Below are 26,375 nucleotides of genomic sequence, written 5' to 3' on the forward strand. Positions count from 1 at the left end.
AATCGGTGGAGCTGCATGACAAAGTCATCGGGCATTATCTGAACATAAAACACTATCAATAAGTTGGAGTCATTACCAAAAAAAGGAAGACGTTATGGTTAAGAAGACAATTGCTGCGATCTTTTCTGTGTTGGTACTTTCTTCCGTATTAACGGCGTGTAATACGACGCGAGGCGTAGGTCAGGATATTTCTGAGGGCGGTAGTGCCATTTCTGGTGCAGCGACAAAGGCTCAGCAATAGCTATGAACGGTACGACGCACCGTCGTACCGTTAATTCATCTTCTCAGGTAGAGAGAGAAACGGTGAAAAGCGGTTCCCCAGGTGCAGCTTCATACGGATATTTCGCTTATAGGTGTATACCGTCTTACCATGAATGCAGAGCGCGGCGGCTATTGCATTGTTATCAACGCCATCCATCCACAACGACAGTACCTTCTCTTCCTGTGGTGTAAGCAGCGGTGTGGCATTTTTAGGTGTATCCAATACGGGGCGGATCTGTAGTGCATTCTGGATCGTGCGCGAAAGATCATGCAACGCGATGTGTTTGGACAATGTCGAGTGAACGGCAGAGTGAGGGGGATCGATTGGGTTATGCGATCGGTCGCCTGATTGTAGTAAAATCAGCGGGATGGCGCCGCAGCTCATAAAAAATGGTGCGATGGGGGGGCTGGAGTGAATATCGCTGAGAAAACTACATAAATCTGCGATTACCAGATGTGGCTTCCACTGCAAAATATGCTCTTTAGCCAACATCAGATTATTAATCCCTGACACCAGAAATGAAGAGTTGAACATACCAGAATGATTAAGCAAGGCCTCTATCCCTGTGCGGGTGAAGTGGCACCGGTCAATCACTAAAATTTTAAGCATAAACCTTTCGCATTCAGAAGAGGATCAAATGGCTTTCTGAGTTCAGAAAGCTCTTCATCATAGAGAAGTCCAATGTGAGCCAAATGCGGGAACTACGCCTCTAATTGGGCTTAATTCTTGCTTTAAGTAAGCAATGAATAAAAAGGTTGAAATTCATTTTCTCCCGGGCAAAAATGCCATTTCATACATCCGCTTTGCAGGACGACCTGCAAACGCATCTTTCACCCGGGGACGGCCCCATTGTGTACTGGAGCCAGTCATGTCCTGGATCGTTTTACTTATCGCGGGCCTGCTTGAAGTTGTCTGGGCTATTGGTCTGAAATATACCCACGGTTTTACCCGTTTAACGCCAAGTATTATCACCATTGCGGCGATGATCGTCAGTATCGCTATGCTTTCCTGGGCGATGAGAACGCTACCGGTTGGTACGGCTTATGCCGTCTGGACCGGGATTGGCGCGGTAGGGGCGGCCATTACCGGCATTCTGCTACTGGGTGAATCAGCCAGTCCGGCACGTCTGCTCAGCCTGGGGTTGATTGTTGCCGGCATTATTGGCCTGAAGCTCAGCACCCACTAAGCGCCGGGTTGTTTTACCCAAATCAACTTATTCACTTCAAATCCCTCCCGGGTCGCGACTGCCAGCATCTGCTGTTTCATCTCATCTGAAATCGTTGGGGTGCGAGAGAGGATCCACAGATAGTCGCGATCCGGGCCGCAGACCAGCGCATGACGATATTCCCTATCGAGAGCAATCACGTTATACCCACCATAGAAAGGGCCAAAGAACGAGACCTTAAGAGCAGCCCGGCCAGGATCGCCGGTGAAATAGGCTTTGCCTTCCGTTTTTTGCCACATTTCCCTGTCCGGGTTATAGCCTTTGTTGATGACGTTGAGCCCACCATCATCGCGCAGGCTGTAGGTTGCGGTCACTTTTTCCAGCCCACGTTCGAATCGATGGTCGAAACGCGCAATTTCATACCAGGTGCCCAGATAGCGTTTGGCATCAAAGTTATTCACCACGGTAACGCCTTTCGGCGGTGTAGGAGAACTGCAGGCAACAACCAGAAATGCAGCCGTAACTGCAGCAACAACGGGCAGAATGCGCATGGGATATTCCTTGCTGTATTTTTGTTAAGTGTAGATGACAGCAGGAAAAGAAGTGGAAGAAAGGAGGCCCGACGGATCGGACCTCAACGCCGGTTACTGCAGTTTTTCAAGGATGCGCCATGCCGCGTCGACGCGAGCAGGATTCGGGTAGCTTTTATTGGCCAGCATCACGATGCCAAGATTTTTCTCCGGAATAAAAGCCACATAACTACCAAATCCGCCAGTCGAACCTGTTTTATGTACCCAGGAGGCTTTTACTGCGGGGGCAGGTGGGTTTACCTCAACGGCCGGAAGCGCCGCCAGAGCGATTTTACTGTCGCTGCCGTTGATAATAGTGTCTGCTTTTACCGGCCAGTTAAGCATTTCCCAGCCTAAGCCCTGGTACATCTCACCAATGCGCCAGTAACGTGACTGTGCGAGCCCGATGCCCTGCTGCAGGGTTTTCTCCTGCACGTGGCTGGCGTCCATATTGGCCTGAACCCAGCGAGCCATATCCATAATGCTGGATTTCACACCATACGCTTCGGCATCAAGCTGGCCTGGCGAAACATGTACGGGCTTGCCATCGCGATAGCCCCAGGCATAATCTCGTTGCTCGTTCTGCGGAACGGTAATCCAGGTGTGTGTGAGTTTTAATGGCTGCAGGACGCGTCTGATCATCGCCCCTTCGTAGCTCATTCCAGAGGGTTTCACCGCCAGTACGCCAAACAGACCAATGCTGGAGTTAGCATAGAGACGTTTAGCGCCCGGGGCCCACTGGGGTTGCCAGTTTTGATAAAAGCGCAGCAATGCAGTTTTATTCGTCACCTCGTCGGGGATCTGAAGCGGCAGGCCACCCGCCGTATAGGTGGCTAAGTGCAGCAGACTAATGTTCTGCCACTGTTTGCCTGTGAGTTCCGGCCAGTACCGGGTGACCGGATCGCTGAGTTTGATTTCGCCGCGGGCGATCGCATCGCCGCCCAGCACGCCATTGAAGGTCTTACTGACTGAACCGAGTTCGAACAGTGTGTTCTGTGTAATCGGACGATTATTGGCGATATCAGCTTTACCCCAGGTAAAGTAATACGGTTTTCCCTGGTAGATAACCGCAACGGCCATACCCGGAATAGCCTGCTCCTGCATCAACGGGGTGATGGTGCGATTAACGATATCGGCAATCTGTTGTTCTGTTTTTGCGGCGGCAAACGTTGAGAAAGAGGCTGTCAGCAGTAGTGCGCAGCATAACGATTTTTTCATCATGAAATCATTTCCGTAATAAAAAGCGAAAGGGTGTCCGGGCCCGTCAGACGCAATCAGTGTGTTTGATTTGCACTGTGTTGACAAACGGTTAAATTTAGCAGCAGATATAAGTTTTTCTAACAGGTTAGATGATGACGCGTAGCTATATCCCACTTAATTCTCTGCGGGCTTTTGAAGCGGCCGCCAGGCATCTCAGCTTTACCCGCGCAGCGATTGAGCTTAACGTGACGCATTCTGCCATCAGCCAGCATGTGAAAGCGTTGGAACAACAGCTGAATTGTCAGCTCTTTATTCGCGTTTCACGGGGCCTGATGCTCACGACAGAAGGTGAGAGTCTGTTACCTGTACTTAATGACTCTTTCGATCGTATGGCAGCGATGTTAGACCGTTTTGCCGGTAACCAGGCTCAGGAAAAGCTGAAAATTGGTGTGGTGGGCACTTTTGCGGTGGGTTGCCTTTTCCCACTTCTACACGATTTTAAACGGTGTTATCCGTATATCGATTTACAGCTTTCCACGCATAATAACCGTGTTGATCCTGCTGCAGAGGGGCTGGATTATACCATTCGCTACGGAGGGGGAGCCTGGCACGATACTGATGCGCAATATTTATGTAGCGCGCTGATGTCTCCGCTTTGTTCACCCGAGCTGGCCTCTCAGATTCAGACTCCTGCAGATATCCTGAAATTTCCGCTATTACGATCGTATCGTCGTGATGAATGGGCGCTGTGGATGCAGGCCGCTGGAGAAGCGCCGCCGTCACCGACGCACAACGTGGTGGTGTTTGACTCGTCGGTCACCATGCTGGAAGCCGCGCAGGCGGGGATTGGTGTGGCAATCGCCCCGGTCAGAATGTTCACGCATTTACTCAGTAGTGAGCGTATCGTACAGCCGTTTTTAACGCAGATTGATCTGGGGAGTTACTGGATAACGCGTTTGCAATCTCGCCCGGAGACACCTGCGATGCGCGAGTTTTCTCGTTGGCTGATCGGCGTATTGCACAAATAAAAAGGCCCGCCAGTGGCGGGCCCAATAGGTAACAGCTGCGATTAGATAGTCAGAATGCCAATCGCTGTTACAACGGTCAGGATAGCAGCCAGGCCGTAGAATACCCATTTGCCAGCAGGCACGTGGATTTTCAGGTCATGCATAGCGTGGTGCATACGGTGTAAACCACACCACAGCGGCAGAACGATCATCAGGAACAGAAACGCACGTCCGATGAAGCTCTGGGCAAATGCCATAATGCGCTCATAGCTCAGCGCATCGCCCGGGAACAGACCCAGCGGCAGCATAATACCAACCAGCAGAACCACTACCGGCGCAATGATTGCGCCCCACATACCACCTGCACCAAACAGACCCCAGAATACAGGTTCGTCAGAGCGTTTTGGATTTGGATTAATCATCCCGGACTCCTTACCAGTACAGGGCTACATACAGTATGACTACGGTCACTACCGCAGTAACTACCCAGAGACCTTTGATGATCGGCTCTGGCCCCATTTTTTCGTCTTTTACGATGATGTTGGCGGCTTTCGGCGCCAGCTCAAACCAGGTTTTGGTATGCAGCAGTGCTGCAGCCAGGACAACCAGGTTGAGGATGACCACCACCGGGTTTTGCAAAAAGCCGACAAAGCCCATCCAGGACTCAGCACCATGCTTCAGAGCAAACAGGCCGAAAATCAGTTCAATACTGAACCAGACTGCCGGAACTGCCGTGCCTTCGCGCAGCATGTAAAAGCGATAAAATGGCAGCTTTTTCCACCAAGTGGACGTCATCGGCCGCACATAGGGTTTGCGTTTAGTCGTCATCATGCACTCCTTAGCGTGGTTTCAGGGTAGCGATAAGAAAGTCTTTTGAACTTTCAACTTTACCCTGCTGAATGGCCGCAGCCGGATCGACGTGTTTCGGGCAGACTTCGGAGCAGTAGCCCACGAAAGTACAGGTCCAGACGCCGTTCGGGCTGTTCAACTGAGCCATACGCTCCTTCTTGCCGTGGTCGCGGCTATCTTCGTTATAGCGATGCGCCAGCGTAATTGCAGCCGGTCCAATGAACTCAGGGTTCAGGCCGAACTGCGGACACGCGGCGTAACACAGACCACAGTTGATGCAACCGGAGAACTGATGATATTTCGCCATCTGCGCCGGAGTCTGGGTGTTTGGACCCTGATCCGGTGTACGCGGGTTACCAATGATATACGGCTTGATCGCTTCCAGACTTTCGATGAAGTGCGTCATATCGACGACCAGATCGCGTTCAATCGGGAAGTTGCCCAGCGCTTCAACCTTCATACCGTTGGTGTAATCACGCAGGAAGGTTTTGCACGCCAGTTTCGGCACGTTGTTGACCATCATGCCGCAAGAGCCGCAAATTGCCATACGGCAGGACCAGCGATAGCTCAGGTCTGGTGCCAGGTTATCTTTGATGTAGCCCAACGCATCCAGCAGAGACGTGGTTTCATCATAAGGAACTTCATAGAAAGCACTGTGCGGCGCAGTATCGGTTTCCGGGTTATAGCGCACCACCTCAACTTTCAGGTTTTTCAACTCAGCCATTCGCCTTCTCCTTCTTATCGGCTGCTTCCGCTTCGCCACCGTAAACACGTTTAGCCGGTGGCAGAGTGGTGATTTTCACGTCGCTGTATTCCAGGCGAGTCGTGCCGTCAGCATCGCGGAAGGCGAGGGTATGTTTGAGGAAGTTCACGTCGTCACGCTCGGTGCAGCCTTCATCCAGACGCTGGTGCGCGCCGCGGGATTCTTTACGTGCCAGCGCGGAGTGCGCCATACATTCGGCAACGTTCAGGCCGTGACCCAGTTCAATGGTGTACAGCAGGTCGGTGTTGAATACGCTGGAAGTATCAGTGATACGTACGCGCTTGAAGCGCTCCTGCAGTTCCGCCAGCTTATCAACGGTTTTCTGCATGAGTTCCGGTGTACGGTAGATGCCGCAACCTTCTTCCATGGAGATACCCATTTCGTCACGGATCTTAGACCAGTTTTCGTTACCTTCCTGGTTAACCAGATCTTTCAGACGTTTTTCAACGCCAGCAACCTGTGCATCAAGAGCGGCACTGTTTGCAGCGCCAGCTGTTGCAGCGCGTTCCGCAGCTTGTTCACCGGCCATACGACCGAAGACCACCAGTTCCGCCAGGGAGTTAGAGCCCAGACGGTTAGCGCCGTGCAGACCAACAGAGGAACATTCACCCACCGCGAACAGACCTTTAATACGGGTTTCGCAGTGCTGATCGGTTTCGATACCGCCCATGGTGTAGTGTGCGGTCGGGCGTACCGGGATCGGTTCTTTAACCGGATCGACACCCACGTAGGCTTTCGCCAGTTCGCAGATGAACGGTAAACGTTCGAGCAGTTTTTTCTCGCCGAGATGGCGCAGGTCGAGGTGAACAACATCGCCACGTGGGGTGGAGATGGTGTTGCCTTTACGCCATTCGTGCCAGAAAGCCTGAGAAACTTTGTCACGCGGACCGAGTTCCATGTATTTGTTTTTCGGCTCGCCCAGCGGAGTTTCTGGACCCATGCCGTAGTCTTGCAGATAACGGTAGCCATTTTTGTTGACCAGAATACCACCTTCACCACGGCAGCCTTCAGTCATCAGGATACCGGAACCAGGCAGACCTGTTGGGTGATACTGAACGAATTCCATATCACGCAGCGGAACGCCGTGGCTCAGCGCCATGCCCATACCGTCGCCGGTTACGATGCCGCCGTTGGTGTTGTAACGGTAAACACGACCCGCGCCGCCCGTTGCCATCACGACTGCGTTAGCACGGATTTGTACCAGGGTGCCTTCCATCATGTTCATGGCGACCAGGCCGCGAGCATGACCGTCGTCCACCAGGATATCCAGAACGAAGTGTTCATCAAAGCGCTGAATTTGCGGGAACTGCAAAGAAGTTTGGAACAGCGTATGCAGCATGTGGAAGCCGGTTTTATCCGCGGCAAACCAGGTACGCTCGATTTTCATGCCGCCGAAGCGACGTACGTTGACGCTACCGTCTTCACGGCGGCTCCATGGGCAGCCCCATTGTTCCAGTTGCGTCATTTCAGTTGGGCAGTGGTGGACAAAGTAATCCACGACATCCTGCTCACACAGCCAGTCTCCGCCTGCTACCGTATCGTGAAAATGGTAGTCAAAGCTGTCATGATCCTGCGCGACAGCAGCAGAGCCGCCTTCGGCAGCAACGGTATGGCTGCGCATTGGGTACACTTTTGAGATCAGTGCGATTTTAGCGTTGGGATTTGCTTGTGCGGCAGCAATTGCTGCACGCAATCCCGCGCCACCGGCGCCTATAATGGCAAGATCGGCTTGAAAGGTTTGCACGACATTCCTCCAGATTGTTGTTATTTCATCCCCGCCCGAATTCAGATGCTTAATCGGATTCAAACAGGTTATGAACGCGTTTCCACTGCTCCTTTATAGGTACAATAGTATAGTCTTAGGGATGTGAGGGAAATTTGACGTGTTCGATTTTTTTAGCGTATCAGAGGGCTGAATTATCATTGAATTTGATTAATTTAATTACTAAACCACCCAATGTTGCTTTTTTTACCCGCCAGCCAGTGTTTATTATTCCCGCGTGAAATTTGTCTCGCTAGCGCGATACGAGTAGACTTCGTGCCCTTGTCTGAAATCGGAGAAACAACCATGAGCGAAACGGCAACCTGGCAGCCGAGCGCGTCCATCCCCAATCTGTTAAAACGTGCAGCAATTATAGCGGAGATTCGTCGCTTTTTTGCCGATCGTGGAGTGCTTGAGGTTGAGACACCTTGCATGAGTCAGGCGACGGTAACGGACATCCACCTGTTCCCGTTCGAAACGCGTTTCGTTGGCCCTGGTCATTCCCAGGGGATGAACCTCTATTTAATGACCAGCCCGGAATACCATATGAAGCGCCTGCTGGTCGCAGGATGTGGCCCGGTGTATCAGCTATGTCGCAGCTTCCGTAATGAAGAGATGGGACGTCATCATAATCCTGAGTTCACCATGCTTGAGTGGTATCGCCCACACTACGACATGTATCGCCTGATGAACGAAGTGGATGATTTGCTGCAGCAAGTGCTGGACTGTTCACCTGCCGAAAGCCTTTCTTACCAGCAAGCTTTCCAGCGTCATCTGGAGATTGACCCGCTGTCTGCGGATAAAACCCAACTGCGGGAAGTGGCGGCGAAGCTGGATCTCAGCAATATCGCGGATACTGAAGAGGACCGGGATACCTTGCTGCAACTGCTGTTTACAATGGGCGTTGAGCCACATATTGGCAAAGACAAACCAACGTTTGTGTACCATTTCCCGGCCAGTCAGGCGTCACTGGCACAAATCAGTACCGAAGATCATCGCGTGGCTGAGCGTTTCGAGGTTTATTACAAAGGTATTGAGCTAGCGAATGGTTTCCATGAGTTGACTGATGCACGTGAACAGCAGCAACGATTCGAGCAGGATAATCGTAAGCGTGCCGCGCGCGGCCTGCCGCAGCAGCCTATTGACACCAACCTGCTTGAAGCGTTGAAGGTTGGGATGCCGGATTGCTCTGGCGTGGCGCTGGGTGTTGACCGTCTGGTGATGCTGGCGCTGGGCGCTGAGAGTCTGGCTGACGTTATCGCCTTTACCGTCGATCGTGCATAACGGGTTATCCCTCTACAATACAAAGTGGCGATAAAACCGCCACTTTGTAGCACATTTTTTCACTTTCCCTCTAATGGCCACAATTTACATCTGGATATCTGATATCGTTTAGGTATCAATTCTGTGTTGATTTTTAATTGCTGAACTCTGCAAAGAGAGCGGTGCCAATCGGTGAGCGGCGTTTGCGAAACGCTTGCCAGAGTAAGGGATAGTTGAATGACCCAAACAATAAAGAAGATGAGCCTGCCAGGTCTCATCCTTATGATATTTACGTCAGTTTTTGGATTTGCCAATAGCCCTTCGGCTTTCTATTTAATGGGATACAGTGCTATTCCATGGTATGTATTTTCTGCATTATTATTCTTTATTCCCTTCGCGTTAATGATGGCGGAGATGGGTTCCGCCTATCGGAAAGAAGAGGGCGGAATCTATTCGTGGATGAATAATAGCGTTGGACCTCGCTATGCCTTTATCGGCACCTTTATGTGGTTCTCCTCCTATGTTATCTGGATGGTCAGTACTGCCGCGAAAGTCTGGGTACCTTTTTCAACCTTCTTATTTGGCGCAGACATGACCCAGCACTGGCGTATCGCGGAGCTTGAGCCTACGCAAGTCGTCGGACTGCTCGCCGTTGGCTGGATGATTCTGGTGACCTGCGTGGCCTCCCGGGGTATTAATAAGATTGCGCGTATTACGGCAGTAGGCGGAATTGCCGTAATGTGTCTTAATTTAGTTCTGTTGTTAGTGAGTGTCGCTATTTTGTTATTAACTGGTGGCCACTTTGCTCAGGATATTAATTTTATCTCCTCGCCTAATCCGGGATATCAGTCTGGTCTGTCCATGCTGTCATTTGTGGTATTCGCCATTTTTGCTTACGGCGGAATAGAGGCCGTGGGTGGATTAGTTGATAAAACAGAAAAACCAGAAAAGAACTTTGCAAAAGGCATTGTTTTTGCCGCTATTGTCATTTCTGTTGGTTATTCACTGGCCATCTTTTTATGGGGCGTTAGCACCAACTGGCAGCAGGTATTAAGTAATAGCTCGGTCAACCTCGGCAATATTACTTATATCCTGATGAAGAGCCTCGGGATGACGTTGGGTAATGCGCTGCATCTTTCCCCTGAGACCGCGATGGCGATGGGCGTATGGTTCGCGCGTATCACCGGGCTTTCGATGTTCCTTGCCTATACCGGTGCTTTTTTTACCCTTAGCTACTCGCCGTTGAAAGCGATTATTCAGGGTACGCCGAAGGCATTGTGGCCCGCGCCGATGACCAAACTGAATGCGGTGGGGATGCCGACGACCGCAATGTGGTTGCAGTGTCTGCTGGTAAGCCTGTTTATCCTGCTGGTTTCGTTCGGCGGCGATACGGCTTCAGCGTTTTATAACAAATTGACCCTGATGGCGAACGTTTCGATGACGCTGCCGTATCTGTTCCTTGCGCTGGCGTTTCCGTTCTTTAAAGCCCGCACGAGTCTGGAAAGACCGTTTGTGGTCTTTAAAACCCGAGCGGCGACGCTACTGGCAACAGGTGTGGTCGTTCTGGTGGTGACGTTTGCCAACGTATTCACCATCATCCAGCCGGTGATTGAGGCCGGGGACTGGAACAGCGCATTGTGGATGACCGGTGGCCCGATCTTCTTCTCACTGCTGGCGATGGCGATTTATCAGAACTATCATCGCCGCGTTGACCGTCAGCCGGTTCTGGTGACAGAGTAAATTGGGCCGTGTAGGCCGGATAAGGCAATGCCGCCATCCGGCAATCAGTATCGAATTGCCTGATGGCGCTACGCTTATCAGGCCTACAAGACCCACACTGTAGCCCGGCCTAACGCAGTGACGCCGGGATTTCCCGGTGCGAGTGTTAGCGACGTTATTACTCATACACATCGTCCATAAATAATATGGTATTTATGGACGATAGATTAGTGTTGTAATTATTTTTTAGATAAATGCTATTTACTGTGAATTATATCTTTAATCAATTGCTTTAAATGTTTTTGATATTTTATGTTTCTGTTTCTCGCTTGATGTAGTATCCAGTGGTTTACTTATCTTTTAAGCTAAGGACAGTGATATGCGTGATTCAGTTATTTTCTGTAAGGTCGACAGCTATGGTTTTCCACATTGGAATGGTGTGGATTTTCTTCGTTGGAAAACTCTTCCAACAAATTGGCGTTTTGATACAGGGACTGCACATTTATGGATATATAAAACAGCATGGTTAGTTTATCATAGGAATATGCTAAAAAAATCGGCTGAGGAAGCCCAAATCCCTCTATTGTTGTTGGCTGGTGTCGCTGCAGCAGAGGTGGGGGGGACGCCAGAAAGATTTAAGTCAGTGGGTGTATTACAAGTCAGACAAATTCTGGAAACTATCTCGCGAAGGGAGGATAAGGCCTTATCTAATGCTACTTCAGTTGGTTCTATCGCAATACAGCTGGGTGTGGCCGCTAGCACGATGGGCATCAGGCCCGATAAGTTGACCTCTTTTGAGCAGTTTCAGCTATCGAATTGTCTGCTGGATAATCGCTTTAATATTCGGGTTGTCGCGTTTCATTTGCGCGATCTTATTATGTTAAGTTACCCTGGGAAAGATACTGCTCATCTTACCGATGAGCAAATTATTATTATCGGCTCAAGATATAATCGTGGTACCCAACGAGAAATTCAAAGCATTACTGATTCTATTTCTGCTCCGGTTGGTACTAAACAGCGTGAATACAGTGAGTATGGGCGGCGAATTATTGAGAAAAAGACAGCAATAATGGAAATTATGCGAGGAGGATGAATGAATTCGAAAGCCATATCGCTGAATGTTATCTGGGGAACAGTAAGTTTCGTTCTGATTATTATTTTCTCTACCCAGGATAAAGAGTGGTTTATCGATGGGCTGGGGGTTAATAATATTTGTGACCTGATGACCTATGTTGAAAGTGATGATATCCGTGATGCTGGTATTATCTTCACGCTCCCGCTTTTTATTCCCTATATCTATGTCATTGCATACAGGAAGCAGCGTAGTTTCTGGCAGTTACTGACGGTGACGGTATTGGTTTGCTTTTGGCTATGGCGCTTCTTCCTGCGATACCAGTTCTGCCTGTAACCCAATAGTCTGGTAGCCCGGCCTAACGTAGTGACGCCGGGATTTCCCCGGTGTCGGTGCTAGCGCCCCTCGTCCGGGCTACTCAGGTATTACAAACTTCCCGCCGGGCGACTGCCTCTGCCCGCAGAACTTAACGTTCTCCCCGTTTGCTTACCCCCCAGACTCTCCAGACGCATCTGGAATGGTGGGAACGGCATATCGATACCGTGCTCGCGGAAGCCTGCCAGAATCAGCTGGTGTATCTCGTGGCGCAGTGGCATACGGTGCCCCATCTCTGCGGCATAAATACGCAGTTCGAAGATTTGAATCCCCTGCTGCAGATCAACCAGAAAGACTTCTGGCGCCGGGTTATCGATAACCAGCGAACAGCGGTGGGCGGCGGTAAGCAGGATTTGTGTGACTTCCTCGCTGTTAGCTTCCGACGGCGCCGGGATAGTTAACACGACACGCGTGACCGAGTCAGATAGTGACCAGTTGATAAACTGCTCGGTGATGAACGCTTTGTTGGGCACGATGATCTCTTTGCGGTCCCAGTCGCTGATGGTCGTGGCGCGGGTATTAATTTTCGTCACGCTACCGGTGAGATCGCGAATGGTCACCGTGTCGCCAATACGGATTGGTTTTTCAAACAGGATGATCAGGCCGGAAATAAAGTTGGCGAAGATCTCCTGCAAGCCAAAGCCTAGCCCGACACCGAGAGCCGCCACCAGCCACTGCAGTTTGGACCACTCAATACCGATCATCGAGAAGCCAACCAAACCGCCAATCAGCATCAGCAGATATTTGGTGATGGTGGTGATGGCATAACCGGTGCCGGGGGTTAAATCCAGGTGCTGCAGCAACGCCAGCTCCAGCAATGCGGGCAGGTTTCGCACCAACTGCGTCGTGATGATAAACACCAGAATCGCAATTAACACCGCACCCAGTGTAATGGGCTCTAAACTTTCCACGCCCTGCACCGTGGAGGTGACATCCCATAGTGAGATATTTTCCAGGAAGCCGAAAGCGGAATGAATTTCTGACCACAGCACGATAACCGAAAGCAGGGCGATGAGCATCAGGATAGAACGCACCAGGCGCAATGATTGTGCGCTGATTGCATCAAGATCCACTTCGCTTTCGTCAACATCAACGGCTCCTTCGAGGCTGGTTGAGTGTGGCGGCTCTTCCTCACCGCGCGCGCGTTGCGCCAGCATTTCGGCGCGTCGATGCTTGGCGCGATCGAAGGCCAGTCGGCGACGCTGGATAAGCATCCAACGGCGGATGACGTGATAGACCACCAGTAACAAGAACCAAATTGCTACCGAAGTCTCCAGGCGCGCCAGCAGGGCTTGTGATGTTGCCAGGTAGCCCACAGCTGCCGCGAGAATAGCAATCAGTGGTGCACCCATCAGCATATTCCACAGCATGCTGTTGACCATGTTGTCGCCATTGCCTTCTTTGTCGAGATACAGTGGTATGCCGGCGCGTTTCAGGCTCAGGGTTACGATCGCCAGCGCTCCGCAAATCAGGATAAAGCACAGACGTCCCAGTGAGGCGGAGAATTCCCGGTCATTGAGGTTATCAAACATAATCACCGCCATGATCAGCGGGACAATCAGCCCGATACTCATCAGGTAATAGTGCATGGCCTTCGCGACACGGTTACGCGGCCAGCCAAAGTGGGCGATGAACAACCCGTTGGGGCGCGCGAAGGTGGCGCAAATCATTACCGCCCATAGCATAGGCACCGTGGCGGTAACGCCATCGCCGATAGCAACAGCCAGCGGGTAAGGCCAGGCTTCCTGCAACCCGTAACCGAGCGTTGCCCATAGCACCGGCAGCGGTGAGGCGACGAGTATCGACCAGAATACCGTGCGTATCGTCAGCCAGAAGTGATCCTGGGTTACTTTACCAACACGCGCTGACGAGCGTTCCAGAAAGCGAGTAAAGTGTTTACGTGAAGAAAGGCTAAACCCAACCAGCACCAGTGCACCGAACAGTGGTAGCAGCGTTTCCTTGCTGGTCAGCATCATGATAGTGGCTTTGCCAAGCTGATTAAATGTATCGAGTGAGATCAGACGGCGCAGATCCTGAACAATATCGACGGGCCAGGAGAGCGAGATGGGGCTGACGTCTGATGTCCAGAACAGATAACGGTGCGTCGCCTCGTTGACCTCTTTCAGGGCGTCTTCCAGTTGGCTATTGGAGACTTTTAGCTTAGTGAGCTCGAGGATCAGCGTATCGCCACCCTGTAGCAGAGAGTTCAGCAGTTCACGCTGAGTGCGCAACTGGGCGTTGAGAATGCTGCTCTGCTCAGCGGTTAGCGGTTGCCCGTCGGCCTGGTGAATTTGACGTAATTGCGGCTGCTTGTTGAGGAGGTCTTCATAGCGCATACGGTGTACGCGCAGCTGCGCCATTTCGGTATCTAACTGCTGGGGTTTGGGCATTTCTGGCAGACGAGAAACTTGTGCACGCAGTGCTTCTCCCAGCATATTCGAGACGCCAAGCCATTGTGACTGTTCCCGCAGCGTATTCAAGGCCTGACGTACCTGCAACGTTTGGCTGGTGGCCTGACGCTGCTGGGAGGCGACCAGATCCATACGTTGCGCCTGCTGGTTCAAGGCCTGAGACAACTCGCGGTTAACCTTGAACTGATCGACAATACCTTCCGGCAGTCCCGCGCTGTTTTCTGCCAACAGTTCCGTGCTCTCCAGCGCACGTTCGGCTTCACGCTGGCGCTGGCTGTTGAGTTGGTTGCGTAATGCTTGCAGATAAGCGTCGAGTTGTTGGCTCTGCTTTTCTGCCAGTTCGGAGCGCATTCGCGCCAGTTCCTGGCGGTTGTTTGCGGAAAGCTGCGCCAGCTCCAGTTCATCGACCTGGGCTTTGAGTTTGGCGGATTCCGCCTGCATCGCCTGATTGAGCGCTGAGTTACTGTTAGCTGTACCCAGGCGTCGCTCAATATCATTTAACTGGCGGCGAGCATCGGTTTGTTGCTGAGGAAGCTGGCTTAACGAGTCGGCGATTTCCCGGGCGCGATCCTGCTCCTGTTGAGCCTGGCGGCTTTTATCCAGTAACTGACTGCTGACCTGAAGGATTTCCTGGTTTAATGCATCCGTCGTGAGGCTGGTCGGTACGCTACGCGGTTCGTCGCGCAGGTTGTTTAGCTGCGCGCGTAATGTTGCGGACAGCTTGGGGAAGTTATCGATAACCTGCTGATATTGTTCAGCACGCTCAAGGGAGCCTTTCCGCTCTTCGAGAGCATTCAGCGCGGACTGGAGCGCCTCGACGGTTTCTGGCTGAGCGGGTTTTGCCGCTTTTGCCTGCTCCAGTTCCTGGGTGAGTTGTTTGGCATCGGGGGCCGTCGCAGCGTACGCCCCCAGGCTGAGGCACCAGGCCATCAGAAAAGTGATAATCAGGCGCACAGCAGCGATTCCTATGTTTAACTTTCGTCTTTTTTGTCGTCAACCAGCGGGCTGGCGTCGTGTTCTGCTTCGATCTCTTCTTTCGGCAATGGCGCGGGTTCTGCCTCTGGCGTCACGAAGGTCTCGGTAGAGATGGCCATCGGCTGGCCGATTTTGGTCACGGAAAGATCCTGCAACTGCTCAACCAGGTTAACTTTGCCAGGTGCGAACAGGTTGATGACGGTGGAACCGAGTTTAAAGCGGCCCATTTCCTGACCTTTCAACAGCGCCACCGACCCTTCGCTTTCGCCTTCCGGCCAGGTCCAGCGCTTGATGACGCCTTCACGCGGTGGGGTAATGGTGCCAGCCCATGTGGTTTCAATGCTGCCGACGATGGTCGCGCCGACCAGAATCTGCACCATCGGACCAAATTCGGTATCAAACAAACAGATTACGCGTTCGTTGCGGGCAAACAGGTTCGGCACGTTTTGCGCAGTCAGGATGTTTACAGAGAAGAGATCGCCCGGCACATACATCATTTCACGCAGGATACCGTTACACGGCATGTGTACACGGTGGTAATCGCGTGGAGACAAGTAAGTGGTTACAAACGTACCGTTGCGGAATTTGTCCGCCATCTGGTAGTTGCCAGCCAGCAGCGCTTCAAGGGTATAGCTGTGCCCTTTAGCCTGCAGCAATTTGTCTTCTTCGATGTTGCCTAACTGGTTGATCACGCCGTCAGCGGGCATGACCAGTACGTTTGGATCGGTATTAATCGGGCGAGCATCGTCGCGCAGCGGGCGAACAAAGAAGTCGTTAAAGGTGCGATAGCTGGCGGTGTCCGGCTTTTGCGCCTCTTTCATATCGACCTTGTAATATTTCACGAACAGATCGATAACCAATTTGGTCAGCCATCCCGCTCGTTTGCTCGCACCCCAACCCGCCAGGCGAGTGAGCCATAGTTTCGGCAGAATGTATTGTAGCGAAAGCTTAAATGAGTTTAACAAGGTAGCCTCCAGGCCATAATTTGTTCCCGATCCGGCATGTGGGCCGGATCCTGAAAAAAGGGGGACGATTCTAGCGATGCTTAGCTTAGTTGTCAGTCGTCTGTATCAGAAAAGTTTTTACGCGTTTTTACCTGCGCCATGCTTTCCAGGATGCGGTGATAATTTTCAAACCGAATCTCAGCGATTTTCCCTTCCTCGACAGCTTCACGAATTGCACAGCCCGGATCTGCATCATGTTTACAGTCGCGGTACTTGCAATGGCCTAAATAGTCATGAAATTCGACAAAGCCATCAGTGATTTGTTCCGGTTCAAGATGCCACAGCCCAAACTCACGTACACCGGGGGAGTCGATGACATCGCCGCCGTGAGGGAAGTGGTACAGGCGAGAAGCTGTTGTGGTGTGCTGCCCAAGACCAGAGTTGTCGGAGACATCATTGGTCAGGATCTCTTCCTGCAGGCCGAGAAGGTTATTGAGCAGGCTGGATTTGCCTACGCCCGACTGACCGGCGAAAATGCTGATGCGATCGGTCAACGCTTCTTCAAGCGGTTTCAGGCCGTCTTTAGTGCGGCTTGAGACCATCAACACGCGATAACCAATGTGGCGATAAATATCCATCTGCTCGTTAACGAAGGCCATACCTTCGTCGTCCAGCAGATCAATTTTGTTGAGTACGATGATGGGCTCTACGTGCAAGGTTTCGCAAGCCACCAGATAGCGGTCGATAATATTCAGTGACAGCTCAGGTAAGATGGCTGAGACAATTACGATTTGATCGATGTTGGCCGCAATGGGTTTCACCCCGTCGTAAAAGTCCGGGCGAGTGAGTACTGAGGTACGCTCATGTACCGCCTCAACGATCCCTTTAACATTCACGCCCTCTGCTGCCGCTTTACCCGGACGCCAGACTACACGATCGCCGGTAACCAGCGAACGAATGGTACGGCGGATGTTGCAACGGTGAATTTCCCCGTCAGCAGATTCTACGTCGGCATGCATGCCAAAACGGCTGATAACGATGCCTTCAGCGGTCTCGCCAAACAGGTTGTCGTCGTAGTCGGGCTTCTCCGCGGACGTTTTAAGACGACGCTGGTGATTGGCGTTCACGCGGCGCTGTTGGCCTTTGGAGAGTTTATTCTTACTCAATCGGACTGGCTCCTGGTCGCCCATGATGGGCAAAACATTTATGATACACGCAATTTTAGATGAATATAGTCACACTGAATGTGACGTCTGAAGGGTGGAAAATAGCATGAGTGCCAATGAAAACAACCTGATTTGGATCGATCTGGAGATGACAGGTCTGGATCCCGAGCGCGATCGCATTATTGAGATCGCTACGCTAGTGACTGATGCCAACCTGAATATCCTGGCTGAAGGACCGACAATTGCGGTGCATCAGTCTGATGAGCAACTGGCGTTAATGGATGACTGGAACGTACGTACGCATACCGGAAGTGGGCTGGTGGAACGCGTAAAAGCGAGCACCATGGGCGATCGTGAAGCCGAACTGGCGACGCTGGCCTTTTTAAAAGAGTGGGTTCCGGAAGGGAAATCACCTATCTGTGGCAACAGCATCGGCCAGGATCGCCGTTTCCTGTTTAAATACATGCCGGAGCTGGAGGCATATTTCCATTATCGCTATCTGGACGTCAGTACGCTCAAAGAACTGGCGCGTCGTTGGAAGCCGGAAATCCTGGCTGGCTTCACCAAGCAGGGTACGCATCAGGCGATGGACGATATTCGTGAATCGGTTGCCGAGCTTGCTTACTATCGCGAACATTTCATTAAGCTTTGATTTTGTGGATTGCCGGGTGGCGGCTACGCCTTACCCGGCTTACGAATATCGTTCCTGTGAGCTTGCACTGAGGCAGAATTGTCGCTAAATTAGACGACTTGCCGATAAATTCAGCACTTAAACAGAAAAATGAGAAAATCGCTTTTCGGGGGGTTGCAGCTAAACGGATTTCTCGTATAATGCGCCTCCCGTAACGACAGAGAATTACTCGTTACGGCAGCAACAAAAGCAGTACAGATTTGCGGGAATAGCTCAGTTGGTAGAGCACGACCTTGCCAAGGTCGGGGTCGCGAGTTCGAGTCTCGTTTCCCGCTCCAAAATTTGAAAATGCTTGTAAAGCAAAGACACACCCAAGCGGGAATAGCTCAGTTGGTAGAGCACGACCTTGCCAAGGTCGGGGTCGCGAGTTCGAGTCTCGTTTCCCGCTCCAAAATTTGAAAGTGCTTATAAAGCACAGACCACCAATCGCAGGATTTCGAATTGCGACAAGGCGGCAACTGAATGAGTCCTTAGGAGCTTACTGAAGTAAGTGACTCAGGCTAATGAAGGCAGCCAACGCAGTAGCGGTTCGAAAGATGAAGATTATGCGGGAATAGCTCAGTTGGTAGAGCACGACCTTGCCAAGGTCGGGGTCGCGAGTTCGAGTCTCGTTTCCCGCTCCAAATTCTTACCCCAATAAAAATATCCACAACGAATAATCGCGTTGGGGACGTTTTGTTTCGTCATTGACATACTCTTGTAAACAGACTTATCCACAGGCTCGGGTATTATTCCTGGAATACAAAAAACTTCGCTGGGTGAATAGTATCATTTTAACTATTTGAAATTATTGAGCTAATTATCATTTCAAATTGTTAATGCGATCACTTGACGATTTTTTCCCTCTTGAATATCAATGTGTTTTTATTTTTATACACAAGCTGTGGATGACTTACGCGTCGCGCGGCAGACCCTTTTCAATGACCCTGACCAAACGTTGTTTCTTCGGTAACTGCACCTCAACTACGCAGGCATTTCGCTTCTCAATTTGCTGAGCAACCGCCCAGTCTATGTGTTCGTCGAGAAGTGGGTGCTCACCTCTGCGACTTTCCAGAGCGTGAATAACCGCGTCATCCCATGGGGCATTACCCAACGCAACGGCGATATTTCGCAGCCAGCGCAGGTGGCCAATACGGCGAATGGCAGAACCTTCCGTGACTTTTAAAAACCACGCTTCGCTCCAGCTAAACAGCGCTATCAACTCCGGAGCATGAAGTTGCTTGCGGGGGGAGAAGTCATCCTCTGTCGTCAACTGCGAATAGCGGTTCCACGGGCAAATGAGCTGACAATCATCGCAGCCGTAAATTCGATTCCCCAACAGAGGACGAAATTCTTCCGGGATAGCACCTTCCAGTTCGATAGTGAGATACGAGATACAGCGGCGTGCGTCTACCGTGTAGGGTTCCACGATGGCCCCGGTGGGACAGATGGTCATACAGGCGACGCATTTCCCGCATCCTTCTTCGACTGGCTTATCGACCGGCAGGGGCACGTCGATCAGTAATTCCCCGAGGAAGAAAAATGAACCTGCTTCGCGATTGAGGATAAGTGAGTGCTTACCTGTCCAGCCAAGTCCGGCTTTTTCCGCCAAAGGACGCTCAAGAATGGGCGCGGAATCGACAAAAGGTCTAAAATTCAGCGAAACGCAGTGCTGTTGAATCCTCTCTCCCAGCTTTTTTAAGCGGTTACGCAGTAGCTTATGGTAGTCGCGCCCAAGCGCGTAACGGCTGACGTAACCGAGTGAGGGGTTTTTCAACGTGCTGGCAAAGGCGGCATTAGCAGGCAGATAGTTCATACGTACGCTGATGACGCGTAGCGTACCGGGTAATAATTCGTGAGGTCGGGCGCGCATCATGCCGTGACGGGCCATCCAGTCCATCTCGCCGTGGTATTGTTTATCCAGCCAGGCCTGCAGTTTGGGCTCCGCTTCGCTGAGGTCGGTATCGGCAATACCGACCTGCTGAAAGCCAAGCTCCAGCCCCCACTGCTTAATATTTTGCGCTAACTGATTGAGATCGAGGGGCTCTGACATGACGGACCATACAATGAAGAAAAACCCCGCAAGTATACCACATTCCATCTGGCACGCCGATGACATCAGGCGGATGGAGCGAGAGGCGGCAGACAGTTTAGGGCTGACGTTGTATGAGCTGATGCAACGGGCGGGAGAGGCGGCGTTTCAGGTCACCCGAGAGGCCTATCCGAATGCCCAACACTGGCTGGTGCTCTGCGGTCATGGCAACAATGGCGGTGATGGTTACGTGGTGGCAAGGCTTGCCAAAGCGCAGGGGCTTGACGTTACGTTGCTGGCGCTCGAGAGTGATAAACCGCTCCCCGAGGAAGCGCGGCAGGCGCACGACGCCTGGCTTAACGCCGGTGGCGTGATTCATGCTGCGGATATTAACTGGCCAGACAGCGTGGACGTCATTATTGATGCGCTGTCAGGTACTGGCTTAAAAAACGCGCCGCGTGAACCTCTCCCGGCGTTGATCGAACGTGCCAATAGCCACCCAGCCCCTACAATCGCAATCGACATTCCATCCGGCCTACTGGCGCAGACAGGGGCGACGCCGGGGGCTGTCATCAACGCTGCGCACACCGTTACCTTTATTGCGCTCAAGCCTGGTCTGCTCACCGGTAAAGCACGCGATGTCACCGGACGTCTGCATGTTAACGCACTCGGGCTGGACGACTGGCTGGCGGGGCAGAACGCGCCGCTGCAACGTTTTGATGCTCAACAGCTTGCGTACTGGCTAACGCCGCGTCGTCCCACCTCACACAAAGGCTCCCACGGTCGGCTGGTGATTATCGGCGGCGACCACGGCACGGCAGGCGCAATACGCATGGCCGGTGAAGCGGCGCTGCGCGCAGGAGCCGGGCTGGTCAAAGTGCTGACGCGCAGTGAAAACATTGCGCCTGTTCTGACTGCCAGACCAGAACTGATGGTCGATGCGCTGACGCCGCAGACTCTGGAAGAGTGTCTGGCATGGGCGGATGTGGTGGTGATAGGCCCAGGGCTTGGTCAGCAGGAGTGGGGCAAAAAAGCGCTGCAAAAAGTGGAGAATTTTCGCAAACCGATGCTCTGGGATGCGGATGCGCTGAACCTGCTGGCAATCAATCCCGATAAACGTCACAATCGCGTGATCACGCCGCATCCTGGTGAAGCCGCGCGGCTGCTGGGCTGTTCCATTGCAGAAATTGAAGACGATCGCTTACTTTGTGCGCAACGTCTGGTAAAACGGTACGGAGGCGTGGTTGTGCTGAAAGGCGCGGGTACGGTTGTTGCTGCTGAACAGGCTGAGCTGGGTATTATTGATACCGGCAATGCCGGGATGGCCAGCGGCGGAATGGGTGATGTGCTTTCCGGTATTATTGGCGCATTGCTCGGACAGAAGCTTACCCCGTATGATGCAGCCTGTGCGGGATGTGTTGCGCATGGTGCGGCAGCGGATGTGCTGGCGGCGCGTTTTGGTACGCGCGGCATGCTGGCGACAGATCTCTTTACCACGCTACAGCGTATTGTTAACCCTGATGTGATTGACGTTTATCATGATGAATCGAGTAATTCCACTACCTGATGAACAGGCGACTTTAGACCTGGGACTGCGGGTAGCTAAAGCCTGTGACGGCGCAACGGTAATTTATTTGTACGGCGACCTGGGGGCGGGTAAAACCACTTTCAGCCGGGGATTCCTGCAGGCGTTAGGCCACAAAGGTAATGTAAAAAGCCCCACCTACACGCTGGTTGAACCCTATGCGCTCGATAATTTGATGGTATATCACTTCGATCTGTACCGACTTGCGGACCCGGAGGAGCTGGAATTTATGGGGATCCGCGATTATTTTGCCAATGATGCCATCTGCCTGGTGGAATGGCCGCAACAAGGTAAAGGTGTACTACCAGACCCGGACGTCGAAATACACATTGAATATCAGGCGCAAGGTCGTGAGGCGCGCGTAAGTGCTGTCTCCTCATCGGGTGAATTATTGCTGGCGCGTTTAGCCGATTAACCTTAAGGGTGGCGGGATGATTTATCGCATCAGAAACTGGCTGATGGCAACCCTGGTCCTGCTGTGCGCGCAGGCAGGGGCCGCCAGCCTCTCCGATCTTCAGGTTTCCAATGGCGATCAACAGGCGCGGATTACGCTGAGCTTTATTGGCGATCCTGAATACGCCGTGACTCAGGACGGGAAACGCACCGTCTCGTTGGATATTAAACAAACCGGTGTCATTCAGGGATTACCGCTGCAGTTTAGCGGCAATAATCTGGTGAAATCTATCCGTTCCGGCACGCCAAAAGATGCGCAGTCTCTGCGCCTGGTGGTGGATTTAACCGAGAACGGCAAAGCCGAAGCCGTTAAACGCCAGAACGGTGGCAATTATACCGTTGTGTTTACCATCAAAGCGGATGCGCCACCGCCGCCACCGCCAGTGGTTGCGAAGCGTGTTGAAGCGCCGGTTGTCGCCCCTCGTCCTGCCGAGCCTGCGCGTAACCCGTTTAAAGCGGAAAATGATCGCACGACGATCGTTACTAACAGTAATACCTCCACACGACCTGCGGCGCGCGCCAGCACCGGTAACGGCGATAAAGTGGTTATTGCCATTGATGCCGGACACGGCGGGCAGGATCCGGGGGCGATTGGCCCTGGCGGCACGCGTGAGAAAAACGTCACGATTGCCGTGGCGCGCAAACTGCGCAGCTTGCTCAATGATGACCCGATGTTTAAAGGGGTACTCACCCGTGATGGCGATTACTTTATCTCGGTGATGGGGCGTTCAGACGTCGCGCGTAAACAAAACGCCAATTTCCTGGTCTCTATTCATGCGGATGCCGCGCCAAACCGGGATGCCACCGGCGCTTCCGTCTGGGTTCTGTCAAACCGTCGGGCGAACAGTGAGATGGCCGGCTGGCTGGAACAGCACGAGAAGCAATCAGAGCTGTTGGGCGGCGCGGGCGATGTGCTGGCAAACAGCCAGTCCGATCCTTATCTCAGCCAGGCCGTGCTGGACCTGCAGTTCGGCCATTCGCAACGTGTCGGGTATGATGTGGCGACCAGCATGATCGGTCAGTTAGAACGTATTGGCTCGATGCATAAGCGTCGTCCTGAACACGCCAGCCTGGGGGTATTACGCTCGCCGGATATCCCGTCAGTGCTGGTTGAGACCGGCTTTATCAGTAACAACAGCGAAGAGCGTCTGTTGGCGAGTGATGATTATCAGCAGCAGCTGGCCGAGGCGATTTACAAAGGATTGCGTAACTATTTCCAGGCGCACCCAATGCAAACTGGGCCGCAGGGCGCACAGGCGCAAACCGCCAGTGCTGTATCGCCTGGTAACACGTTAACAAATTAAGGATTAGCCATGCCGATTCAGGTTCTACCGCCACAGCTGGCGAACCAGATTGCCGCAGGCGAGGTGGTAGAACGGCCTGCGTCAGTGGTGAAAGAGCTGGTGGAAAACAGCATTGATGCCGGTGCGACGCGCATTGATATTGATATCGAGCGCGGTGGTGCGAAGCTTATCCGTATTCGTGACAACGGCTGCGGGATTAAAAAAGACGAGCTGGCGCTGGCGCTGGCGCGTCACGCCACCAGTAAAATTGCCTCGCTTGACGATCTCGAGGCCATCGTGAGCCTCGGATTTCGCGGCGAAGCGTTAGCCAGCATTAGCTCAGTCTCTCGTTTAACCCTGACGTCGCGCACGCAAGAGCAGCCTGAAGCCTGGCAAGCCTATGCCGAAGGGCGCGACATGGATGTGACGGTTAAACCTGCCGCACATCCGGTGGGGACTACGCTGGAGGTGTTAGATTTGTTCTACAACACCCCGGCACGGCGCAAGTTTATGCGCACCGAAAAAACCGAATTTAATCATATTGATGAGATTATTCGCCGCATTGCGCTGGCACGTTTTGATGTGACGATTAATTTGTCACATAACGGCAAAATGGTGCGCCAGTACCGCGCTGTGGCTGCAGACGGACAGAAAGAGCGTCGACTGGGCGCGATTTGCGGTACGCCGTTTCTGGAGCATGCGTTGGCGATTGAATGGCAGCATGGTGATTTGACGCTGCGTGGCTGGGTGGCCGATCCTAACCACACAACGGCGGCACTGGCAGAAATCCAGTACTGTTATGTGAATGGTCGGATGATGCGAGATCGGCTGATCAACCATGCTATCCGCCAGGCCTGTGAAGATAAGCTGGGAGCCGATCAACAACCCGCTTTTGTGCTGTATCTGGAAATCGACCCGCATCAGGTGGATGTTAACGTACATCCTGCCAAACATGAGGTCCGTTTTCATCAATCCCGCCTGGTGCACGATTTTATTTACCAGGGCGTGTTGAGCGTCCTGCAACAGCAGCTTGAAACATCGCTGCCGTTGGCTGACGACAATGAGCCTGCCCCAAGGCACATCCCGGAAAACCGTGTCGCCGCCGGACGTAACCATTTTGCCGAACCGACTCCCGCGCGCGAACCAGCGACACCGCGTTACTCTGCTTCCACTGGCGCTGGAAGCGGCAGTAGTGGCGCAGGCCGTCAGGTGGCGAGCTGGCCGCATGCCCAGCCTGGATATCAAAAGCAGCAGGGCGAAATTTATCAGCGCCTGCTGCAGACACCGGCTCCAATGCACAAACCACCGGTCGCTGAAACGCCGGCAGCACCTCTTACCGGTAACAGTCAAGGGTTTGGAAGGGTGCTGACTATCGTAGGGACCGACTGTGCATTACTGGAAAGCGATAGCCAGATTCGGCTGCTGGCGTTACCTGTTGCGGAACGGTGGTTGCGGCAGGCGCAGCTTACGCCCGGCCAGACCCCTGTTTGCGCTCAGCCATTGCTGATCCCGTTACGTCTAAAAGTCACCGCTGATGAAAAAGCAGCGTTGCAAAAAGGGCAGAGCCAACTGGCCGATTTGGGGATTGAATTTCAGCTGGATGCGCAGCATGTGACCATCCGGGCGGTGCCTTTACCCTTACGCCAACAAAATTTACAAATCTTGATTCCTGAACTGATAGGCTACCTGGCGCAGCAAACCGTATTCGAAGCGGGTAACATTGCGCAGTGGATTGCACGTAACCTGATGAGCGAGCATCCGCAGTGGAGCATGGCCCAGGCGATTACGCTGTTGGCGGATGTTGAGCGGCTATGCCCACAACTCGTGAAGGCACCGCCGGGTGGTCTGTTACAACCTGTTGATTTACATTCGGTAATGAACGCCCTGAAACATGAGTGATACCTGTAAGGCGAGCCTGCCAAAGGCGATTTTTTTGATGGGGCCAACTGCCTCCGGTAAAACAGCATTAGCAATTGAATTGCGTAAAGTTTTGCCCGTAGAGTTGATAAGCGTTGATTCCGCCCTTATTTACAAGGGGATGGATATCGGCACCGCGAAGCCTGATGCTGATGAATTGAAGGCCGCACCACACCGATTGCTGGATATTCGCGATCCGGCGCAAGCGTATTCTGCTGCGGATTTTCGTCGCGATGCGTTAGCTGAGATGGCCGACATCACCGCCGCGGGGCGTATCCCGTTGCTGGTGGGCGGCACAATGTTATATTTCAAAGCCTTGCTTGAAGGGCTGTCGCCGTTACCGTCGGCGGACCCGGAAGTCAGGGCCAGAATTGAGCAGCAGGCGGCAGAGCAGGGTTGGGACGCGTTACACCGACAGCTTCAGGACATCGATCCGGTGGCTGCGGCGCGTATTCATCCAAATGATCCGCAAAGACTTTCCCGGGCACTGGAAGTTTTTTTCATTTCGGGTAAAACTTTAACGGAGCTGACGCAAACGTCAGGAGATGCTTTGCCGTATAAGGTGCACCAGTTTGCGATCGCTCCGGCGAGCCGTGAATTGCTCCATCAGCGAATTGAGCAGCGTTTTCATCAGATGTTAGCTTCAGGTTTTGAAGCAGAAGTCCGGGCGCTTTTTGCCCGAGGAGATTTGCATACGGATTTGCCTTCCATTCGTTGTGTCGGGTATCGCCAGATGTGGTCATACATTGAAGGCGAAATTTCATACGATGAAATGGTTTATAGAGGTGTTTGCGCCACGAGGCAGTTAGCGAAGCGGCAGATAACCTGGTTGCGTGGTTGGGAAGGGGTGCACTGGCTTGACAGTGAAAAGCCTGACCAGGCGCGAAACGAAGTATTACAGGTTGTTGGTGCTATCGCGAACTGAATGTGTAC

25 protein-coding genes and 3 tRNA genes are annotated in these 26,375 nt (G+C 52.6%); 17 read left to right on the forward strand and 11 right to left on the reverse strand.

What is annotated here, in order from left to right; all coding sequences use genetic code 11:
* Positions 1–62 (forward strand): IS1 family transposase (locus OGY19_RS24480; protein ID WP_071528444.1); only part of this gene is annotated, 62 nt, incomplete at its 5' end.
* Between the two features lie 32 nt (positions 63–94).
* Positions 95–241, forward strand: coding sequence for a lipoprotein toxin entericidin B (gene ecnB, locus OGY19_RS17100; RefSeq protein ID WP_003025482.1), 147 nt, complete (start codon positions 95–97; stop codon positions 239–241).
* Between the two features lie 30 nt (positions 242–271).
* Here the strand turns inward: ecnB and OGY19_RS17105 are convergent, their stop codons facing one another.
* Positions 272–871, reverse strand: a complete 600-nt coding sequence (locus OGY19_RS17105; protein WP_048212914.1) for a helix-turn-helix transcriptional regulator — start codon at positions 869–871, stop codon at positions 272–274.
* Between the two features lie 259 nt (positions 872–1,130).
* On the opposite strand from OGY19_RS17105, the gene sugE reads away from it, so the two are divergent.
* The gene (sugE, locus tag OGY19_RS17110) at positions 1,131–1,448 is read left to right on the forward strand and encodes a quaternary ammonium compound efflux SMR transporter SugE (protein ID WP_000118520.1); all 318 of its coding nucleotides are present in this window, start codon (positions 1,131–1,133) and stop codon (positions 1,446–1,448) included.
* Here sugE and OGY19_RS17115 read toward each other — a convergent pair.
* Positions 1,445–1,978, reverse strand: a complete 534-nt coding sequence (locus OGY19_RS17115) for a lipocalin family protein (RefSeq protein WP_048212912.1) — start codon at positions 1,976–1,978, stop codon at positions 1,445–1,447. The genes sugE and OGY19_RS17115 overlap by 4 nt on opposite strands.
* Positions 1,979–2,071: 93 nt before the next feature.
* Positions 2,072–3,217 carry a CMY-2 family class C beta-lactamase gene (gene blaCMY, locus OGY19_RS17120; RefSeq protein WP_115601116.1) on the reverse strand — a complete coding sequence of 382 codons (1,146 nt, stop codon included), beginning with the start codon at positions 3,215–3,217 and terminating at the stop codon, positions 2,072–2,074.
* 131 nt (positions 3,218–3,348) lie between these two features.
* Between blaCMY and ampR the strand changes: the two genes are divergently transcribed.
* Entirely contained in the window at positions 3,349–4,224 is an 876-nt protein-coding gene (gene ampR, locus OGY19_RS17125) for a LysR family transcriptional regulator AmpR (protein ID WP_115601115.1), read from the forward strand.
* Positions 4,225–4,265: 41 nt separating this feature from the next.
* Here the strand turns inward: ampR and frdD are convergent, their stop codons facing one another.
* Genes frdD through frdA form a run of 4 tightly spaced genes read right to left on the reverse strand, consistent with a single transcriptional unit; the run spans position 4,266 to position 7,559 of the window.
* Entirely contained in the window at positions 4,266–4,625 is a 360-nt protein-coding gene (gene frdD, locus OGY19_RS17130) for a fumarate reductase subunit FrdD (RefSeq protein WP_048212909.1), read from the reverse strand.
* A gap of 10 nt (positions 4,626–4,635) precedes the next feature.
* The gene (gene frdC, locus OGY19_RS17135) at positions 4,636–5,031 is read right to left on the reverse strand and encodes a fumarate reductase subunit FrdC (RefSeq protein WP_048212908.1); all 396 of its coding nucleotides are present in this window, start codon (positions 5,029–5,031) and stop codon (positions 4,636–4,638) included.
* Positions 5,032–5,041: 10 nt separating this feature from the next.
* Positions 5,042–5,776 (reverse strand): fumarate reductase iron-sulfur protein, encoded by a 735-nt coding sequence (gene frdB / locus OGY19_RS17140; protein ID WP_048212907.1) that lies wholly within the window; start codon positions 5,774–5,776, stop codon positions 5,042–5,044.
* Positions 5,769–7,559 (reverse strand): fumarate reductase (quinol) flavoprotein subunit, encoded by a 1,791-nt coding sequence (gene frdA, locus OGY19_RS17145; RefSeq protein WP_048212906.1) that lies wholly within the window; start codon positions 7,557–7,559, stop codon positions 5,769–5,771. Before frdA ends, frdB begins: the two co-directional genes overlap by 8 nt.
* A 324-nt stretch (positions 7,560–7,883) precedes the next feature.
* On the opposite strand from frdA, the gene epmA reads away from it, so the two are divergent.
* The 4 genes from epmA (at position 7,884) to OGY19_RS17165 (ending at position 11,967) form a co-directional block, all read left to right on the forward strand.
* Positions 7,884–8,861, forward strand: coding sequence for an elongation factor P--(R)-beta-lysine ligase (epmA, locus tag OGY19_RS17150; RefSeq protein WP_048212905.1), 978 nt, complete (start codon positions 7,884–7,886; stop codon positions 8,859–8,861).
* Positions 8,862–9,077: 216 nt separating this feature from the next.
* A complete protein-coding gene (yjeM, locus tag OGY19_RS17155; RefSeq protein ID WP_286596884.1) occupies positions 9,078–10,580 on the forward strand; it encodes a glutamate/gamma-aminobutyrate family transporter YjeM in 1,503 nt (500 codons plus the stop codon).
* A gap of 358 nt (positions 10,581–10,938) precedes the next feature.
* Positions 10,939–11,652, forward strand: coding sequence for a hypothetical protein (locus tag OGY19_RS17160; protein ID WP_032948365.1), 714 nt, complete (start codon positions 10,939–10,941; stop codon positions 11,650–11,652).
* Positions 11,653–11,967 carry a YjeO family protein gene (locus tag OGY19_RS17165; RefSeq protein WP_003025555.1) on the forward strand — a complete coding sequence of 105 codons (315 nt, stop codon included), beginning with the start codon at positions 11,653–11,655 and terminating at the stop codon, positions 11,965–11,967. It abuts the gene before it with no gap.
* Between the two features lie 89 nt (positions 11,968–12,056).
* Here the strand turns inward: OGY19_RS17165 and mscM are convergent, their stop codons facing one another.
* From mscM to rsgA, 3 genes are all read right to left on the reverse strand, one after another.
* On the reverse strand, positions 12,057–15,371 hold the full coding sequence (gene mscM / locus OGY19_RS17170; RefSeq protein ID WP_115601113.1) for a miniconductance mechanosensitive channel MscM: 3,315 nt from the start codon (positions 15,369–15,371) through the stop codon (positions 12,057–12,059).
* Positions 15,372–15,388: 17 nt separating this feature from the next.
* Entirely contained in the window at positions 15,389–16,357 is a 969-nt protein-coding gene (gene asd, locus OGY19_RS17175) for an archaetidylserine decarboxylase (protein WP_115601112.1), read from the reverse strand.
* Positions 16,358–16,449: 92 nt separating this feature from the next.
* Positions 16,450–17,502, reverse strand: coding sequence for a small ribosomal subunit biogenesis GTPase RsgA (gene rsgA / locus OGY19_RS17180; protein WP_170973043.1), 1,053 nt, complete (start codon positions 17,500–17,502; stop codon positions 16,450–16,452).
* A gap of 106 nt (positions 17,503–17,608) precedes the next feature.
* Between rsgA and orn the strand changes: the two genes are divergently transcribed.
* From orn to OGY19_RS17200, 4 genes are all read left to right on the forward strand, one after another.
* On the forward strand, positions 17,609–18,154 hold the full coding sequence (gene orn / locus OGY19_RS17185; protein ID WP_003839477.1) for an oligoribonuclease: 546 nt from the start codon (positions 17,609–17,611) through the stop codon (positions 18,152–18,154).
* 241 nt (positions 18,155–18,395) lie between these two features.
* Positions 18,396–18,471, forward strand: a tRNA-Gly gene (locus tag OGY19_RS17190).
* Between the two features lie 37 nt (positions 18,472–18,508).
* A tRNA-Gly gene (locus OGY19_RS17195) sits at positions 18,509–18,584 on the forward strand.
* Positions 18,585–18,740: 156 nt separating this feature from the next.
* A tRNA-Gly gene (locus OGY19_RS17200) sits at positions 18,741–18,816 on the forward strand.
* Positions 18,817–19,085: 269 nt separating this feature from the next.
* On the opposite strand, the gene queG is transcribed toward OGY19_RS17200, so the two are convergent.
* Complete coding sequence (gene queG / locus OGY19_RS17205; protein WP_115601110.1) at positions 19,086–20,225, reverse strand: tRNA epoxyqueuosine(34) reductase QueG; 1,140 nt, start codon at positions 20,223–20,225, stop codon at positions 19,086–19,088.
* Here queG and nnr point away from each other — a divergent pair.
* From nnr to miaA, 5 genes are read left to right on the forward strand one after another with little or no spacing between them, the layout of a single operon-like run.
* On the forward strand, positions 20,224–21,771 hold the full coding sequence (gene nnr / locus OGY19_RS17210; protein ID WP_286596888.1) for a bifunctional ADP-dependent NAD(P)H-hydrate dehydratase/NAD(P)H-hydrate epimerase: 1,548 nt from the start codon (positions 20,224–20,226) through the stop codon (positions 21,769–21,771). The two genes, queG and nnr, sit on opposite strands and share 2 nt — an antisense overlap.
* Positions 21,743–22,204 carry a tRNA (adenosine(37)-N6)-threonylcarbamoyltransferase complex ATPase subunit type 1 TsaE gene (gene tsaE / locus OGY19_RS17215; protein WP_048212897.1) on the forward strand — a complete coding sequence of 154 codons (462 nt, stop codon included), beginning with the start codon at positions 21,743–21,745 and terminating at the stop codon, positions 22,202–22,204. The genes nnr and tsaE overlap by 29 nt, the downstream gene beginning before the upstream one ends.
* A gap of 16 nt (positions 22,205–22,220) precedes the next feature.
* Complete coding sequence (gene amiB, locus OGY19_RS17220) at positions 22,221–23,546, forward strand: N-acetylmuramoyl-L-alanine amidase AmiB (RefSeq protein WP_115601108.1); 1,326 nt, start codon at positions 22,221–22,223, stop codon at positions 23,544–23,546.
* Positions 23,547–23,555: 9 nt separating this feature from the next.
* Positions 23,556–25,424 carry a DNA mismatch repair endonuclease MutL gene (mutL, locus tag OGY19_RS17225; RefSeq protein ID WP_115601107.1) on the forward strand — a complete coding sequence of 623 codons (1,869 nt, stop codon included), beginning with the start codon at positions 23,556–23,558 and terminating at the stop codon, positions 25,422–25,424.
* Positions 25,417–26,367 carry a tRNA (adenosine(37)-N6)-dimethylallyltransferase MiaA gene (gene miaA / locus OGY19_RS17230; protein WP_115601106.1) on the forward strand — a complete coding sequence of 317 codons (951 nt, stop codon included), beginning with the start codon at positions 25,417–25,419 and terminating at the stop codon, positions 26,365–26,367. The genes mutL and miaA overlap by 8 nt, the downstream gene beginning before the upstream one ends.
* Positions 26,368–26,375: the final 8 nt, after the last annotated feature.

Source organism: Citrobacter sp. Cy070 (genome assembly GCF_030332245.1).
GTDB classification, from domain to species: domain Bacteria; phylum Pseudomonadota; class Gammaproteobacteria; order Enterobacterales; family Enterobacteriaceae; genus Citrobacter; species Citrobacter youngae.